Genomic DNA, 13130 nt, shown 5'->3' on the forward strand with positions numbered 1-13130 from the left:
GTCTCCAAAAAAGGCAGACCCCAGCATACGGCATGGCAAGCGGGGTACGCTTGCCATTGTGTTACAAACTGTGATCGGGCTCGATGCGGCGCACGTCCACGCAGGCGATGCGGCGCTCGTCCGCTTCGACAATTTCATAGCGTAGATCATCGAGTTCCAACACTTCGCCCACGGCCGGCATGTTTTCAAAATGCGCCAGCAGGAAGCCGGCCAGCGAGTTGTAGTCGCCGTCTTCGCTGACCAGGGACTCCGTCTCGAACACTTGCTCCAGGTAATGCAGGTCGGTGGCGCCATCGATGCGCCAGTGGCCGGGGCCCAGCACCTCCACGTCGGGTAGCTCATCCTCGTCGGGGAATTCGCCGGCGATGGCTTCGAGGATGTCGATGGGCGTCAGCACGCCTTGCACGGTGCCGAACTCGTCAACCACCAGCACCAGCTGGCCGCGCGAGCGCTTCAGGGTTTCCATGGCTTTCAGCACGCCGGCCGCTTCCGGCACGACGACGGCTTCGCGCATGCTGGCCGGGTCGATCTTGCCGTGCGAGACGAGGTCTTCGATCAGGTCCTTGCTGCGCGCGATGCCGGCCACATTGTCCAGGTCATCATTGCAGACAGGAATCATGCTGTGCGGCGTTTCGCGCAGCAGTTGCAGCATCTTTTCGCTGCTGTCGTTCAGGTTGACCCACGAGACGTCGCCGCGCGGCGTCATCACCGAGCGGATCGAGCGTTCGGCCAGGGTCAGCACGCCGCTGACCATGTTGCGTTCTTCCACGCCGAAGGCGGAGACATCGGGCATTGCCTTGACTTCATGCTCTTCGACGGCTTCGCGGCCCTTGCGTCCGCCCAGCAGGCTCAGGACGGCTTGCGCCGTGCGGTCGCGCAGCGGCGCGTTCGATTGCAGCTTGAGGAAGTTGCGGCGCGCCAGCTGATTGAAGAACTCGATGACGATCGAGAAACCGATGGCCGCGTACAGATAGCCCTTCGGAATGTGGAAGCCCAGGCCTTCGGCCACCAGGGAGAGGCCGATCATCAGAAGGAAGCTCAGGCACAGCACCACGACGGTGGGGTGGGCGTTGACGAAGCGCGTCAGCACCTTCGACGCGAGCATCATGACGACGATGGAAATGACCACGGCCGCCATCATCACGTACAGATTGTCCACCATGCCGACGGCCGTGATGACGGCGTCGAGCGAAAAGACGGCGTCGAGCACGACAATCTGCGCCACCACCAGGCCGAAGCCGGCGTAGACTTTCGGGCCCGTCTGGGCGTGCGTGATGCCTTCGAGGCGCTCATGCAGCTCGCTGGTCGCCTTGAACAGCAGGAACAGGCCACCGAAGAGCAGGATCAGGTCGCGCCCCGAAAACGAGAATGTCCATAGGGAAAACAATGGCGTGGTCAGGGTGACCAGCCAGGAAATCAGGGAAAGCAGGCCCAGGCGCATGACGAGAGCCAGGGTCAGGCCCAGTACGCGCGCCTTGTCGCGCTGGTGCGGCGGCAGTTTCTCGGCCAGGATGGCGATGAAGATCAGGTTGTCGATACCCAGTACGATTTCCAGTACGACCAGCGTCAGCAGGCCGACCCAGATTGTCGGGTCAAATAACCATTCCATGTGTGTAACCTTGTAAATTCAGTAAGTATCAAATTTGCCTGGCGGCAAGTGCCCCAGGCGTGATGGGTGCTGCGGTGTCAGTGGCGGACGCGCGGCGGCCGGGTGGCCTGCCGCGCGTCGGCTTCGGCAAGTGCGCCCGGTCCCGCCTGCCAAATGATGGCGCAAAACGGCGCGCCCTGGCGCGAGGTCGGGTACAGCGTGATGGGATCGTTGTCGCATTCTTCGGCGTCGCAGCTGTCACCAAGCAAGCCGGCGTGGAGGCTGGCGTCGGGACAATCGATGCCGAAGACGGACGTGGCGGTAGCGCCGGCCGCGATTGCATGCTGGAATGGGGAAGGGCTGGCGTAAGCCATGCTGGCGAACGCCTGGGGCAAGGCGATGAAAACAAAAAGGCAGAGCAGGACGAGAGCTCGTCTCATATACAGGCAGATAGTTCTGGAATCGCGAGTATAACACGGGCACATAACAGCTTGATGACAGGGACTTGCGTAACTGATAAGTATGCCGTAAATTGCGTGAATGCAATCATTCTCCGGGCAGCGAAGACGCAGCGCGGGCCTTGTGACAATGCTTGCGTTTGTATCGTATGGCGCTTGCGCTTCTTTATCTAACGTAGTGTTACCAGGACTTTGCCTTGAAACCAATTACCGCCCTCCTGCTTGCCGCCGGCATCCTCTCGCCGTCGTTCATCCTGGCCGCCACCCCGGTGGAAGCCGCACCGACCCAGAAAGCCGGCAAGGCTGCACCCAACCGCGGCGCCGCCGTCAAGGTCACCTCCGTCGAAGGCATTACCGAATACCGCCTGGCCAATGGCTTGCGCGTGCTGCTGTTTCCGGACGCCAGCAAGCCCACCCTGACCACCAACATCGTCTACCTGGTCGGTTCGCGCCATGAAAACTATGGCGAAACGGGCATGGCCCACTTGCTGGAACACCTGCTGTTCAAGCCCAGCGCCAACTTCGGCGTCAAGAAGGGCACGAAAACTCCCGTCGAGATCCTGAACTCGACGGGCGCGCAGTTCAACGGCACCACCTGGTACGACCGCACCAATTACTACGCCACCTTCCCCGCCAACGACGACAACCTGCGCCAGATGCTGGCCATGGAAGCGGACCGCATGGTCAACGCGGCCATCGACCAGAACGACCTGTGGAATCCGAAGACGCAAAAGGGCGAAATGACCGTCGTGCGCAACGAGTTCGAGATGGGCGAGAGCGATCCGATCGGCGTGACGAGCGAACGCATCCAGGCCATCGCCTACGACTGGCACAACTATGGCAAGTCGACCATCGGCGCCCGTTCCGACATCGAGCAAGTCAACATTCCCCGCTTGCGTGCGTTTTACCATAAATATTATCAGCCGGATAACGCCGTGCTGATGGTGGCGGGCCGCTTCGATGAAGCCAAGGTCTTGCAGCAGATCAATGCGCTGTTCGGCAAGATCCCGAAACCCACGCGCGTGATCGAACCGACCTACACGGCCGAGCCCGTGCAAGATGGCGAGCGCGCCGTGACGGTGCGCCGCAGCGGCGGCACGCAATTCGTCGGCGCCGGCTACCACGTGGCACCGTCCGGCAACCCGGACGCCGTCGCCATCGAGGTGCTCGGCCACGTGCTGACGGACGCCCCGGCTGGCCGTTTGCACAAGGCGCTGGTGGAAACCAAGCTGGCCAGCAAGATCGAATACAACTCGGTGAGCAACCTGGAGCCGGGCTACAACTTGTTCGGCGCGCTGGTGCCCGTCGATGGCAACCTGGATGCGGCGCAAGCGGCCATGCTGAAAGTGCTGGAAGACTTGAAGTCGCAGCCGATCACGGAGGCGGAAGTGGCGCGCGTGAAGCAGCAATTGAACAAACAGATCGAACTGGCCACCTCGAACACGGCGCGCCTGACGATCGCCCTGACGGAGTCCCTGGCGGCCGGCGACTGGCGTTTGTTCTTCCTGCAGCGCGACCAACTCGACAAGCTGACGACGGCGCAGGTGCAGGCGGCGGCCGAGAAATACCTGAAGAGCTCGAACCGCACCCTGGGCCGTTTCATCCCCACCGATGCGCCGGACCGCACCGTTGTGCCGGCCTACGCCGACGTGGCGCCGCAACTGGCCGGCTACACGGGCCGCGCCGTGGTGGCGCAGGGCGAGGCATTCGACCCGAGCCCCGAGAATATCGAAGCGCGCACCCAGCGCTTCACCTTGCCGAACGGCTTGAAGGGCGCCTTGCTGCCGAAGAAAACCAAGGGCAGCACCGTCAGCGTCGTGCTGAAACTGCAGCTCGGCAGCGAAGAGAGCTTGCGCGGCAAGGGACAAGTGGGCAGCTACACGGCCAATCTGTTGTCGCGCGGCACGGATAAACTGTCGCGCCAGGAAGTGAAGGACAAGTTTGACCAGCTGGGCACGCAAGTGGCGATCACGGGCGGCGCCGAGGGCGTGACCGCGATGCTGATGGGCAAACGCGAGAATTTGCCGGCCGCCATGGATCTGTTGGCGCAAGTGTTGCAAAAGCCGGCCCTGAACGCAACGGAATTCCTGGAATTGCAGCGCGAAAGAGTCGGCCGCGCCGAGCAGGAATTGCCTGAACCGCAGCCGCTGGCCGTGAACGCCTTCCGTCGCCTGCTCGACGCCACGCCGGAAGGCCATGTGCGCCACGTGGCCACTCTTCCGGCTGAACTGGCACAATGGAAAGCCATCAAGGTGACCGATGTGCAAGCCTTCCATGGCGCTTACTATGGCGCGTCGAACGCCACCTTTGCCGCCGTGGGCGACTTTGACCCTGCCGCGCTGAAGGCGCAAGTGGCCAGCCTGTACGGCAGCTGGAAGGCGCAGCAGCCGTATGTGCGCATTCCCGACGCCGTCAAGCCTGTCAGCGGCGAGAAAGTCACCCTGGAAACGCCGGACAAGGCGAATAGCGTGCTGTTCGCCATCCAGCCGATTCCCCTCAAGGATGACGCCGCCAGCTATCCGGCCTTGCTGATGGCCAATCACATGCTCGGTGGCGGCGCCTTGCGCAGCCGTCTGGCCGACCGCATCCGCCAGAAGGAAGGCTTGTCGTACGGCGTCGGTTCGCAAGTGAGCATCCCGTCGCGCGAGCCGGCCGGCTACTGGATGGCCTACGCCATCAGCGCGCCGCAAAACACGGTCAAGGTGGAAGCGGCGCTGCGCGAGGAAATCGCCAAGGTGCTGGCCGACGGCTTCACGGAAGCGGAACTGGCCGAGGCGAAGAAGGGCTGGCTGCAATCCCAGGAAGTGGGCCGCACGCAGGACAGCGGTCTGGCGCGTGAACTGGCCGGCTACCTGGCGCAAGACCGCACCATGGCCTACGACAAGGACCTGGAAGCGAAAGTGGCAGCATTGACCCTGGCGCAAGTGAACCAGGGCTTGCGCGAGTACCTGAAGCCATCGGCCGTGTCGGTCGTGACGGCGGGCGATTTTGCCAAGGTGGCGAAAGAGGGTGAGAGCGGCGCCAAGGCAACGACGTCGAAATAAGCTGTTTTGGATGGAAAAAACCCGCTGGCAATGACATTGCCAGCGGGTTTTTTTATTGATGCGAGTCAGCTTAGCGTGGCGCTAACTCTGCGACATAAATTTCCACACGGCGGTTGCGTGCGCGTCCCGAGGCATCCGCATTCGAGGCGATCGGCTCGCGGGCGCCGCGGCCTTCCGTGACGACGCGCGTTGGCGAGACGCCGCGCATGGCCAGGTAGTCGCGCGTGTGGGCCGCGCGTTCGACCGACAGCGGTTCGTTGATGGAAGCGCTGCCCGTGCTGTCCGTGTGGCCGATGATGCTGACCGTGGTGTTCGGGTTGTCATTCAGGGTGGCGGCAAAACGGTCGAGGATGGGGCGGAAATTACCCTTGATGTCGGCGCGGTTGGTGTCGAAGGAAATATCGCTGGGGATTTCCATTTTCAGGCGGTTATCGGCCGTCTGTGACACTTGCACACCGGTACCCTGTGTCGCTTGTTCCATCGCGCGCTTCTGGTTTTCCATGCGGTTCGACCAGATATTGCCGACCACGGCGCCCGCTGCCGCACCCAGCAGGGCGCCGCCGGCCGTACGGCCGCCGCTGCCGCCACCGGTGGTGCCGCCGATCAAGGCGCCCAGGCCCGCGCCGATGCCGGCGCCCGTGGCCGTGCCACGTTGCGTCGAGGACATATCCGCGCAGCCGCTGGCGGCCAATGCGATCACCAGCATGCCGATCAGGGATTTGGCGCCAGGGCCTTTTTTGAATGTTTCTTTCATGGATTTTCTCCTTGTTTTGTTATTGGGACATACCCAGGACTACCCGTACACGTTACTGCAAAATACAGTTGCTTGCCAGTGCGTGCCCATTGTCGGCAAAAGAGCGGCGCCCGTTTGCACGCGCGCCGCTCTTCTCAGGCCAGGCTAACGGCCTGGGCTATAAACCGCGCCCGCTGATCAGGCGCAGCAGCACCATGATCACGGCGACCACCAGCAGAATGTGGATGAAGCCGCCAATGGTATAGGAAGTTACCAGGCCCAGCAGCCAAAGAATAATGAGTACGACGGCGATTGTATACAGCATGATATGTCCTCCGAGAGTAATGTGTGGATGACGGCGACTGCCTTGGCCTTGCAGGCGCTGGCGCGTGGCGCCGTCATCGGTTTTTTGTCATTGCGCGGCGATTGGGTCGCTGAACGCTGATGCCATGACTAAGTGTCTACTTTGTTTCGCTTGAGTTCTGTACGCTGTCGTACACAAGGATCAACTAGCGGGACCGGTCAGCGTGGTCATCTGCCATGCCCGGTATCCAGGCCAGCATGCCGGCCATGCCGACGGCGCCCGCCAGGCAGCTGACCATGCCGCCGGTCAGCAACAGCATCACGCCGAACACGGGTGCGCTCGCTTGCAATGGCGCCAGGTCCAGCGCGCAGAAGCCCAGCGCGGTGGCGAGGATGCCGGCCCCGATAAAGCCGAGCCAGATCCGCTTACTGCCTGCTTTGTCGTTTTCCATCGCAGCTCCTTGAAGATATTCGTTGAACTTTCCTGAGTGCATCATCTCGCGGGACGGCAAACTCATCTGTACGCCAACGAACATGGCTAAAAAGAAAACACCCGGACAGGCCGGGTGTGTGTTGGATTTGTCACGCTGGCGAGCGGCCTGCTTGCCGCCAGCCGCTTAGCCGATGGCGCGCAAGCCGCCGTTGACGACGCGTACGCGGTCGCCCTGGCGCCAGTTCGGCGCGGCACTCTGGTGCACGGTGCGCGTCTTGCCGTTATCGAGGCGCACGACGATGTTGTAGCTGCGCGTGGAGCGCACGCTGCCTTCGATCTGGTTGCCGGCCACGGCACCGCCCACGGCGCCCAGCACGGTGGCCAGTTGCTTGCCGTGGCCGCCGCCCACCTGGTTGCCCAGCAAGCCGCCGACGACGGCGCCGCCGGCCGCGCCCACGCCGCTGCCTTCGGCGCGCGTATTGACTTCATGGATGGCTTCGATCACGCCGCAATTACTGCACACCTGCGGTGCCGGGGCTGCCGCATATTCTTGCTGAGATTGTTGCTGTGGCTGCTGAGGCTGCGGCTGGCGCACGGGTTGCTGCGGCGGCAGGGCAGCCAGTGCTTGCGCGCCGGCAGGCTGCAAGTTCGTTTGCGGCTGGTTCGCCTGCAGGCTGGCCAGCTGTTCGGCCGAGGTGCTGGCCGCCAGTGGCTGGGCATCGCGCTGGGACGAGGGCAGCCAGCCCATCAGGGCCGCCGTGCCCACGCCGCAAAACAGCAGGACGGCGACGGCGGCGGCAAGCACCAGCGGATGGAGGGATTTGGTGGTGGTGGTCATGGAGAGCTCCTTGGTTTTTTGAAATAATGAAATGGGTAGTGCGTGTTATCCGTGCATGCAGCCAGTGTGCTGTGCCGCGTGCCCCGCTTCCGTGCGTCACCGTACATACAGGCACGGTACTGCACCGTAGGCTAAGTAAAAATTATGTCGAGTTGTAACGACACCAAGGAAAAGCAATGCCACCAACGAACGCCAGCATGACCCTGTCCCGCGATGCAGGCCGATCCGGCATGGGCACGCCTGCGGGCGCGCTTGATGCCGGTAACCGCTTGCTGGCCAGCCTGCCCGAGCACGACTTGCGGCACCTGACGGCGCTGTTCGAGAGCGTCACGGTCGAGGTGGGCGAGGTGCTGTACGAGCCGGGCCAGCCTATTGGCCACATCTATTTCCCCGGCGATTGCCTTATCTCGCTACTGGCCGTGGCGGAAGGCCGCATGACCCTGGAAGTGGGGTCCGTCGGCCGCGAAGGCGTGCTGGGCGCTTCCGTCGCGCTGGGCCATGACCTGGCACAGGTGCGTGCCGTGGTGCAACGTTCTGGTACGGCCAGCCGCATCGGGCGGGCCGAGTTCTGCGCCGAGTTCGCCCAGCTCGAGTCCCTGCAGCGCCTGCTGTACCGCTACACGGACACCTTGCTGGCGCAAGCCATCCAGATTGCCGTGTGCAGCCGCTTTCACGTGCTCGAGGCACGCCTGGCCCGTTCGCTGCTGATCACGCGCGACCGCCTGCAGTCGGAAAAATTTCACCTGACGCATGAATTCCTTGCCCATACTCTGGGCGTGCGGCGGGTCGGCGTGACCAAGGCGGCCAGCGCGCTGCAGCAGCAAAAACTCATCACCTACAGCCGTGGCAATATCGAGATCCTCGATTCTGCCGGCCTGGAAGCAGTCTCCTGCCGCTGCTACGCGCTGGTCAAGGACAGCGGCGCCATCGGCATGGCCAACGTCTTCGTCTGATCTTCCTCATTCCCGTGCCGCGGACGCAAAAAAGCGGGGCGGGCGCCTGGGCACCCACCCCGCTTTCTTGCGTACCAATTACTTCGGCTTGACCTGGTTACCGATCACGCCGCCGACGGCGGCGCCGCCGATTGCGCCGACGGCGCTACCGCCCGTCAGCACGGAGCCGGCAACGGCGCCGACACCAGCGCCGATGGCCGTGTTTTTATCCTGGCCCGACATGTTGGCGCAAGCGGTCAAGCTCAGCAGCAGAGCGGCAACGGAAGTGGTAGCGGCGATTTTTTTAATGATTTGCATGATAGTTCTCCTATGAATTCGGACCTCGTGGCGCCGGCATGGTGTGGGCCGGTGGGACTTCGTATCGCCACGTCTTGGTGTTTCAGGCACGATCACAGAATAGGATTGTGGCAAGGCAGGGTCTGTTCGGCAACGCACATAGGGGTGTAACAATTGTAATCATGCACGGCCGCGCTCTCTTGCCATCTTGTTCAGCGGTGTTTGCGCGGTGTCTTGCCCGGTTTCGGCGCCACCGGTTTCACGCGCGACTGGGCCAGCAGGGCGGCGCATTCGCTATCCTCGCCGGGACCGCTATTCACCAGCGGCAGCAGGGCGGCGACAGGCGCCACCACGGCCAGCGCCAGGGCGCCACCGGCGCGCAGGGCCAGCACACCCTTGTCGACGCTCACGTCGGGCCTGCTGAAGGTACCCTGCACATACAGGGGCGAGCGCAGCGAAAAGATGCGCAAGCCCTTGCTGTCCGGCTGCAAGGTCAGGTCCAGCTGCTCATTGGCCAGGTTCACCGTGCCGTCGACATGCAGCACGGCATCGTCCGTGTCGACGAGGAACTGGCGCGTGCGCATCAAGCCCTTGGTGACGACGAAATCGGCGGCCATGCAGTTCAGCTTGACCTGCTTGTCGCCCACCAGTTTGGTCAGCACGATACTGCCGATATTCAAGCCCATTTCTTCCAGCAGCAGCTTGCTGATGCTGCCCCGGTTGATCAGTGCGCGCACTTCGCCGTTTGAACTGCCCAGCAGGCTGGCGACGGAATTGCCCGTGGCCGACAGCGACGCGTCGCCATTGATTTCGCCCACGCTCGCTTGCAGGGCCGGCAGGCGGGGAAACAGTTGCTGGATGTGCAGATGGCGGGCGCTGGCCTTGAGTTCGGCCGCGATGCCGTTGGCGATGACCTTGCCGCTGCCGTCGAGCCTGATCTGCGACGTCAGGGTGCCGCCCGCCACGTTGAAGTTGAGCGGCGTCAGGGACAGCACGCCATCCGTCAGCACCACATGCGTGTCAAGCTTGCTGATCGGCAGCTCGGCGTCGCGCGTGATTTTATCGGCCGTGTAGCGCACGTCGGCGTCGAGGCTGGTCCAGCGCTCCGTCTTGAAGGTTTCCACCGGCAGCACGCGGCCGGCCGGCTGCGTCGACGGCACGCCCCGTTCCTTCTTGCTGGCGCTGGAATCGGCGCCCACCAGGGGGCCCAGGTCGGAAAATTGCAGCAGGCGCGAGTGCACCTCGCCCGTCAGGCGCTTGCGCGGCGTGCTGGCGGAAAACGCCAGCTTGCCACTGATGTCGCTGGAACCCACCTTGCCGCTGAACTGGTCGTAGACCCATTCGCCGCCACGCGGCGCCAGGGTGCCCGTCAAATGGCCTTCCGTACTGAAATGCGGCGTTTCCGGCAGCAGCACGCCCGTCAAGGGATACAGGCGCGCCATGCTGGGCCCGGATATTTTCAGGCGCACGTCGAGCGCGGCCAGGTCCGCCGGGCGCGTCAGCGTGCCTTCGATGGCCACGCTGCTGCCGTTTGCGCGCATGTCGGCCTGGATGGGGAAGGGCGTGCCTTGCTGCTGCAGCGACAGCACGCCGCCCGCCTTGCCGCCGCCCTGGATGCTTTCGCCGCGGTATTTGCCCGACAGCTTCCAGGCGATGCCGTAGCGCGCATCGTCCGCGATGGTGTCGACGTCGGCGCGCATCGCCGTGTGCGTGACGGCATCGTCCAGGGTCACGCTGCCCTTGCTGAAGACCACGCTTTGCAGTTCCAGCTGCCACGGCGACGGTTGCTCCTGCTTGTCGAAGGTCCAGTTGTTCTTGCCGTCCTGGTTGCGCAGCAAGCGCACCTGCGGCGCGTCGAAGCGCAATTGCGGGATGATGATTTTCTTGTCCAGCAGGGCCAGGGGATTGAGTGAAAACGCCAGCTGGCGCACGCTGGCCAGCTGCGCCGGCTCATCCGTTCCTGTCATGGCGTTTGGGTTGCCCAGGCGCACATCCTTGGCCTGCAAGTGCGGCCACGGCAGGTAGGCGCGCCAGCTTTGTTGCCCCGCAGTGCTTGGCTGCTGCCACGTCAGCGACAGGTCGCCTGCAATCGCAAACGGCCGGCCCAGCGCTTCGCTGGCGCGCGCATTGAGCCAGGGCTTGGCGCGGTTCCAATCCATATTCAGCAGGACGGCGGCGGCAACGACGGGTAATGCGATGAGTGCGGTGGCACTGGCGAGGGTGATTTTCTGGCGGCGGGAGAGCGGCATTAGCTGAGTCTTTCTGGTCAAGTAGACACGATGCTACAGGAATCGCTGCAAAACCGGTCCCGTTTCAGGTTTTGCAGGCGTGCAGGTGCGCTGGCACACCTTGCTCAAGCAAGTATTGTCGATTTCTTACTCTATGTGCGGCACCGAACGGATATGTGGGGAGCCGGGGCCTATAACGTCATACATCAAACGCAGTTCCTGATTCCAGATATACCGACGTTGATACCTACCGCTTAACATTCTCCAGGAGAAAAAAAATGACAAACCGAGATTTCATCAAAACCCCCATGACCGCTCTGGCCGCCTGCCTCACCGCCGTTGTCCTGATGACGGGTTGCTCCAGTCTGAAAACGCCGGCCACGGCCGATGTTGCCGTGTCGCGCGCCGCCGTCGATAACGCCGCCAGCGCCGGCGCCGCCGAACTGGCACCCGATGAAATGCGTTCTGCCCGCGAAAAAATGCGCATGGCTAACCAGGCTTTGAAAGACCGCGACTACAAACTGGCGCGCGACCTGGCCGACCAGGCGCAAGCCGATGCCAAGCTGGCGCAAAGCAAGGCCAACTCGGCCAAGGCCACCAGCGCCGCCGATGAAATCAACGAGAACATCCGCGTCATGCGCGAAGAACTCGACCGTGCCAATCAGCAAGCGCCAAAACAATAAGCAACAACAACAATAACTAATAACAGGATTCCATCATGAAAAAATCTACCTACACCACCATTCCCGGCCTGCTGGCCATGGCCGCTTTAGTTGCCGCCTGCAGCTCCGCACCGACCACCACCAGCCTGCTCGATCAGACGCGCGGCGACTACATGGCAGCGCAATCGAACCCGATGGTATCGACCTATGCGCCACGCGAATTCCGCGAAGCGAGCGCTGCGCTGGAAGCGGCGAACGCGGCCGCCACGCGCCAGGATGACAGCGAAAAGGTCGACAAGCTGGCCTACCTGGCCAAGCAAAAGATAGCCACGGCGCAAGAAGTCGCCAAGCAGAAGGCCGCGGAAGCCGATGTCGCCAACGCCGGCAAGCAGCGCGACCAGTTGCGCCTCGATGCGCGCACGCAGCAGGCTGACCAGGCCACGGCCCGCGCCCAGTCGGCGCAAGCGGATGCGGAAGCGGCCAAGGCCCAGGCGCAAGCGGCTGAAGCATCGGCCCGCGATGCGCAAGCCCGCGCCGCCGGACTCGAAGCGCAGCTGGCCGACCTGGCCGCCAAGAAAACCGAACGCGGCATGGTCATCACCCTGGGTGACGTGCTGTTTGGCACGGACAAGGCAAACCTGACGGCCGATGGCACGAATACGGCGCGCAAGCTGGCCGACGTACTGAAAAACAACCCGCAGCGCACCGTGCTGATCGAAGGCTTTACGGATAGCACGGGCGGTTCCGCGCATAACCTGGAATTGTCGCAACGCCGCGCCGAATCCGTGCGCAATGCATTGCTGGAACAAGGCATCGGCCGCGACCGCATCGCCACGAAAGGCTATGGCGCCGCCTATCCGGCCGCCGGCAATGATACGGCGGCAAATCGCCAGCTGAATCGCCGGGTGGAGATTGTTCTGTCGGAAGACAATACCGCCATTCCCGCCCGCCGTTAAGCTGCGTCAGTTGACGCGGCAGTAGAAAGGCAGCATCGGCCGAAGGTTGGCCGGTGGATACCCATGCAAGACTTGAAAGGAAACATCATGACCCAAACATCTGTTGAGATTCCAGCTGGCATCGATACGGCCGCCATCCGCGCAGCCGCCAAAAACCTGGGCGACGGCGCCGTGACGGCCGGCTACCAGGGCGACCGCCAGGAGTTGATCGCCCTGCTGAATGGGGCGCTGGCCACCGAACTGGTGTGTATTGCGCGCTACAAGCGCCATTACTACACCGTGAGCGGGCGCGACAACGGCAGCATCAAAGCCGAGTTCCTGGAACACGCGCAGCAGGAGCAGGAACACGCCGACTGGCTGGCCGAACGCATCGTGCAATTGAACGGCAAACCAGATTTTAATCCTGCAACATTGCTTGCACGTAGCCATGCCGAGTATGATGACTCCGAAGACGTGCAAAGCATGGTGCGTGCCAATCTGATCGCAGAACGGGTGGCGATCGAGTCGTATCGCCAGATGATCGTGAAAATTGGCGACAAAGATCCGACCACACGCCATTTGTTGATCAAAATCATGGCTGTCGAAGAAGAGCACGCCGATGATATGCGCGATCTAATGGAATAGTGTTTTTGAGTAAAGTAGGTATAGTAACTACATT

At 62.7% G+C, this 13130-nt stretch carries 13 protein-coding genes; 5 read left to right on the plus strand and 8 right to left on the minus strand.

All coding sequences use genetic code 11. The features are described 5' to 3' along the window. Nucleotides 1-61 precede the first annotated feature (61 nt). Together CNX70_RS09990 and CNX70_RS09995 are read right to left on the minus strand one after the other, a co-directional pair. On the minus strand, nt 62-1609 hold the full coding sequence (locus tag CNX70_RS09990) for a TerC family protein (protein WP_096234567.1): 1548 nt from the start codon (nt 1607-1609) through the stop codon (nt 62-64). 77 nt (nt 1610-1686) lie between these two features. Continuing rightward, entirely contained in the window at nt 1687-1962 is a 276-nt protein-coding gene (locus CNX70_RS09995) for a hypothetical protein (protein ID WP_096234568.1), read from the minus strand. 281 nt (nt 1963-2243) lie between these two features. Here CNX70_RS09995 and CNX70_RS10000 point away from each other — a divergent pair, with 281 nt between their 5' ends. Then, nucleotides 2244-5090, plus strand: a complete 2847-nt coding sequence (locus tag CNX70_RS10000; protein WP_096234569.1) for a M16 family metallopeptidase — start codon at nt 2244-2246, stop codon at nt 5088-5090. Nucleotides 5091-5160: 70 nt separating this feature from the next. Here CNX70_RS10000 and CNX70_RS10005 read toward each other — a convergent pair whose 3' ends face one another. The 4 genes from CNX70_RS10005 to CNX70_RS10015 form a co-directional block, all read right to left on the minus strand. Next, a complete protein-coding gene (locus CNX70_RS10005; RefSeq protein WP_096238371.1) occupies nt 5161-5796 on the minus strand; it encodes a YiaD family glycine zipper/OmpA-like lipoprotein in 636 nt (211 codons plus the stop codon). 205 nt (nt 5797-6001) lie between these two features. Continuing rightward, the gene (locus CNX70_RS28145) at nt 6002-6148 is read right to left on the minus strand and encodes a lmo0937 family membrane protein (RefSeq protein WP_010396376.1); all 147 of its coding nucleotides are present in this window, start codon (nt 6146-6148) and stop codon (nt 6002-6004) included. Between the two features lie 184 nt (nt 6149-6332). Continuing rightward, nucleotides 6333-6578, minus strand: a complete 246-nt coding sequence (locus CNX70_RS10010; RefSeq protein ID WP_096234570.1) for a hypothetical protein — start codon at nt 6576-6578, stop codon at nt 6333-6335. A gap of 165 nt (nt 6579-6743) precedes the next feature. Further along, on the minus strand, nt 6744-7397 hold the full coding sequence (locus tag CNX70_RS10015; RefSeq protein WP_096234571.1) for an outer membrane lipoprotein: 654 nt from the start codon (nt 7395-7397) through the stop codon (nt 6744-6746). 230 nt (nt 7398-7627) lie between these two features. On the opposite strand from CNX70_RS10015, the gene CNX70_RS10020 reads away from it, so the two are divergent. Next, nucleotides 7628-8350 carry a Crp/Fnr family transcriptional regulator gene (locus CNX70_RS10020; RefSeq protein ID WP_096238372.1) on the plus strand — a complete coding sequence of 241 codons (723 nt, stop codon included), beginning with the start codon at nt 7628-7630 and terminating at the stop codon, nt 8348-8350. 78 nt (nt 8351-8428) lie between these two features. Here CNX70_RS10020 and CNX70_RS10025 read toward each other — a convergent pair whose 3' ends face one another. Both CNX70_RS10025 and CNX70_RS10030 read right to left on the minus strand, forming a co-directional pair. Next, nucleotides 8429-8647 (minus strand): YMGG-like glycine zipper-containing protein, encoded by a 219-nt coding sequence (locus tag CNX70_RS10025; protein WP_096234572.1) that lies wholly within the window; start codon nt 8645-8647, stop codon nt 8429-8431. A 191-nt stretch (nt 8648-8838) separates the two neighbouring features. After that, nucleotides 8839-10875 carry an AsmA family protein gene (locus CNX70_RS10030; RefSeq protein WP_096234573.1) on the minus strand — a complete coding sequence of 679 codons (2037 nt, stop codon included), beginning with the start codon at nt 10873-10875 and terminating at the stop codon, nt 8839-8841. Between the two features lie 257 nt (nt 10876-11132). On the opposite strand from CNX70_RS10030, the gene CNX70_RS10035 reads away from it, so the two are divergent. The 3 genes from CNX70_RS10035 to CNX70_RS10045 all read left to right on the plus strand — a co-directional run bounded on the left by CNX70_RS10035 (nt 11133) and on the right by CNX70_RS10045 (nt 13096). Beyond that, on the plus strand, nt 11133-11537 hold the full coding sequence (locus tag CNX70_RS10035; protein WP_071078649.1) for a DUF4398 domain-containing protein: 405 nt from the start codon (nt 11133-11135) through the stop codon (nt 11535-11537). A gap of 35 nt (nt 11538-11572) precedes the next feature. Next, nucleotides 11573-12472 (plus strand): OmpA family protein, encoded by a 900-nt coding sequence (locus CNX70_RS10040; RefSeq protein WP_096234574.1) that lies wholly within the window; start codon nt 11573-11575, stop codon nt 12470-12472. Nucleotides 12473-12559: 87 nt separating this feature from the next. Then, the gene (locus CNX70_RS10045; protein ID WP_096238373.1) at nt 12560-13096 is read left to right on the plus strand and encodes a ferritin-like domain-containing protein; all 537 of its coding nucleotides are present in this window, start codon (nt 12560-12562) and stop codon (nt 13094-13096) included. The last annotated feature ends 34 nt before the right edge of the window (nt 13097-13130 follow it).

This window comes from Janthinobacterium svalbardense, assembly GCF_002327145.1.
Taxonomy (GTDB): domain Bacteria; phylum Pseudomonadota; class Gammaproteobacteria; order Burkholderiales; family Burkholderiaceae_D; genus Janthinobacterium; species Janthinobacterium tructae.

What these genes read in the sequence shown, in the direction of transcription:
- CNX70_RS09995 (WP_096234568.1), bottom strand. Translation starts at nt 1,962, where the DNA reads ATGGCTTACGCCAGCCCTTCCCCATTCCAGCATGCAATCGCGGCCGGC.
- CNX70_RS28145 (WP_010396376.1), bottom strand. Translation starts at nt 6,148, where the DNA reads ATGCTGTATACAATCGCCGTCGTACTCATTATTCTTTGGCTGCTGGGC.
- CNX70_RS10010 (WP_096234570.1), bottom strand. Translation starts at nt 6,578, where the DNA reads ATGGAAAACGACAAAGCAGGCAGTAAGCGGATCTGGCTCGGCTTTATC.
- CNX70_RS10020 (WP_096238372.1), top strand. Translation starts at nt 7,628, where the DNA reads ATGGGCACGCCTGCGGGCGCGCTTGATGCCGGTAACCGCTTGCTGGCC.
- CNX70_RS10045 (WP_096238373.1), top strand. Translation starts at nt 12,560, where the DNA reads ATGACCCAAACATCTGTTGAGATTCCAGCTGGCATCGATACGGCCGCC.
- CNX70_RS10030 (WP_096234573.1), bottom strand. Translation starts at nt 10,875, where the DNA reads ATGCCGCTCTCCCGCCGCCAGAAAATCACCCTCGCCAGTGCCACCGCA.
- CNX70_RS10015 (WP_096234571.1), bottom strand. Translation starts at nt 7,397, where the DNA reads ATGACCACCACCACCAAATCCCTCCATCCGCTGGTGCTTGCCGCCGCC.
- CNX70_RS10040 (WP_096234574.1), top strand. Translation starts at nt 11,573, where the DNA reads ATGAAAAAATCTACCTACACCACCATTCCCGGCCTGCTGGCCATGGCC.
- CNX70_RS10005 (WP_096238371.1), bottom strand. Translation starts at nt 5,796, where the DNA reads ATGCTGGTGATCGCATTGGCCGCCAGCGGCTGCGCGGATATGTCCTCG.
- CNX70_RS10035 (WP_071078649.1), top strand. Translation starts at nt 11,133, where the DNA reads ATGACAAACCGAGATTTCATCAAAACCCCCATGACCGCTCTGGCCGCC.
- CNX70_RS10025 (WP_096234572.1), bottom strand. Translation starts at nt 8,647, where the DNA reads ATGCAAATCATTAAAAAAATCGCCGCTACCACTTCCGTTGCCGCTCTG.
- CNX70_RS09990 (WP_096234567.1), bottom strand. Translation starts at nt 1,609, where the DNA reads ATGGAATGGTTATTTGACCCGACAATCTGGGTCGGCCTGCTGACGCTG.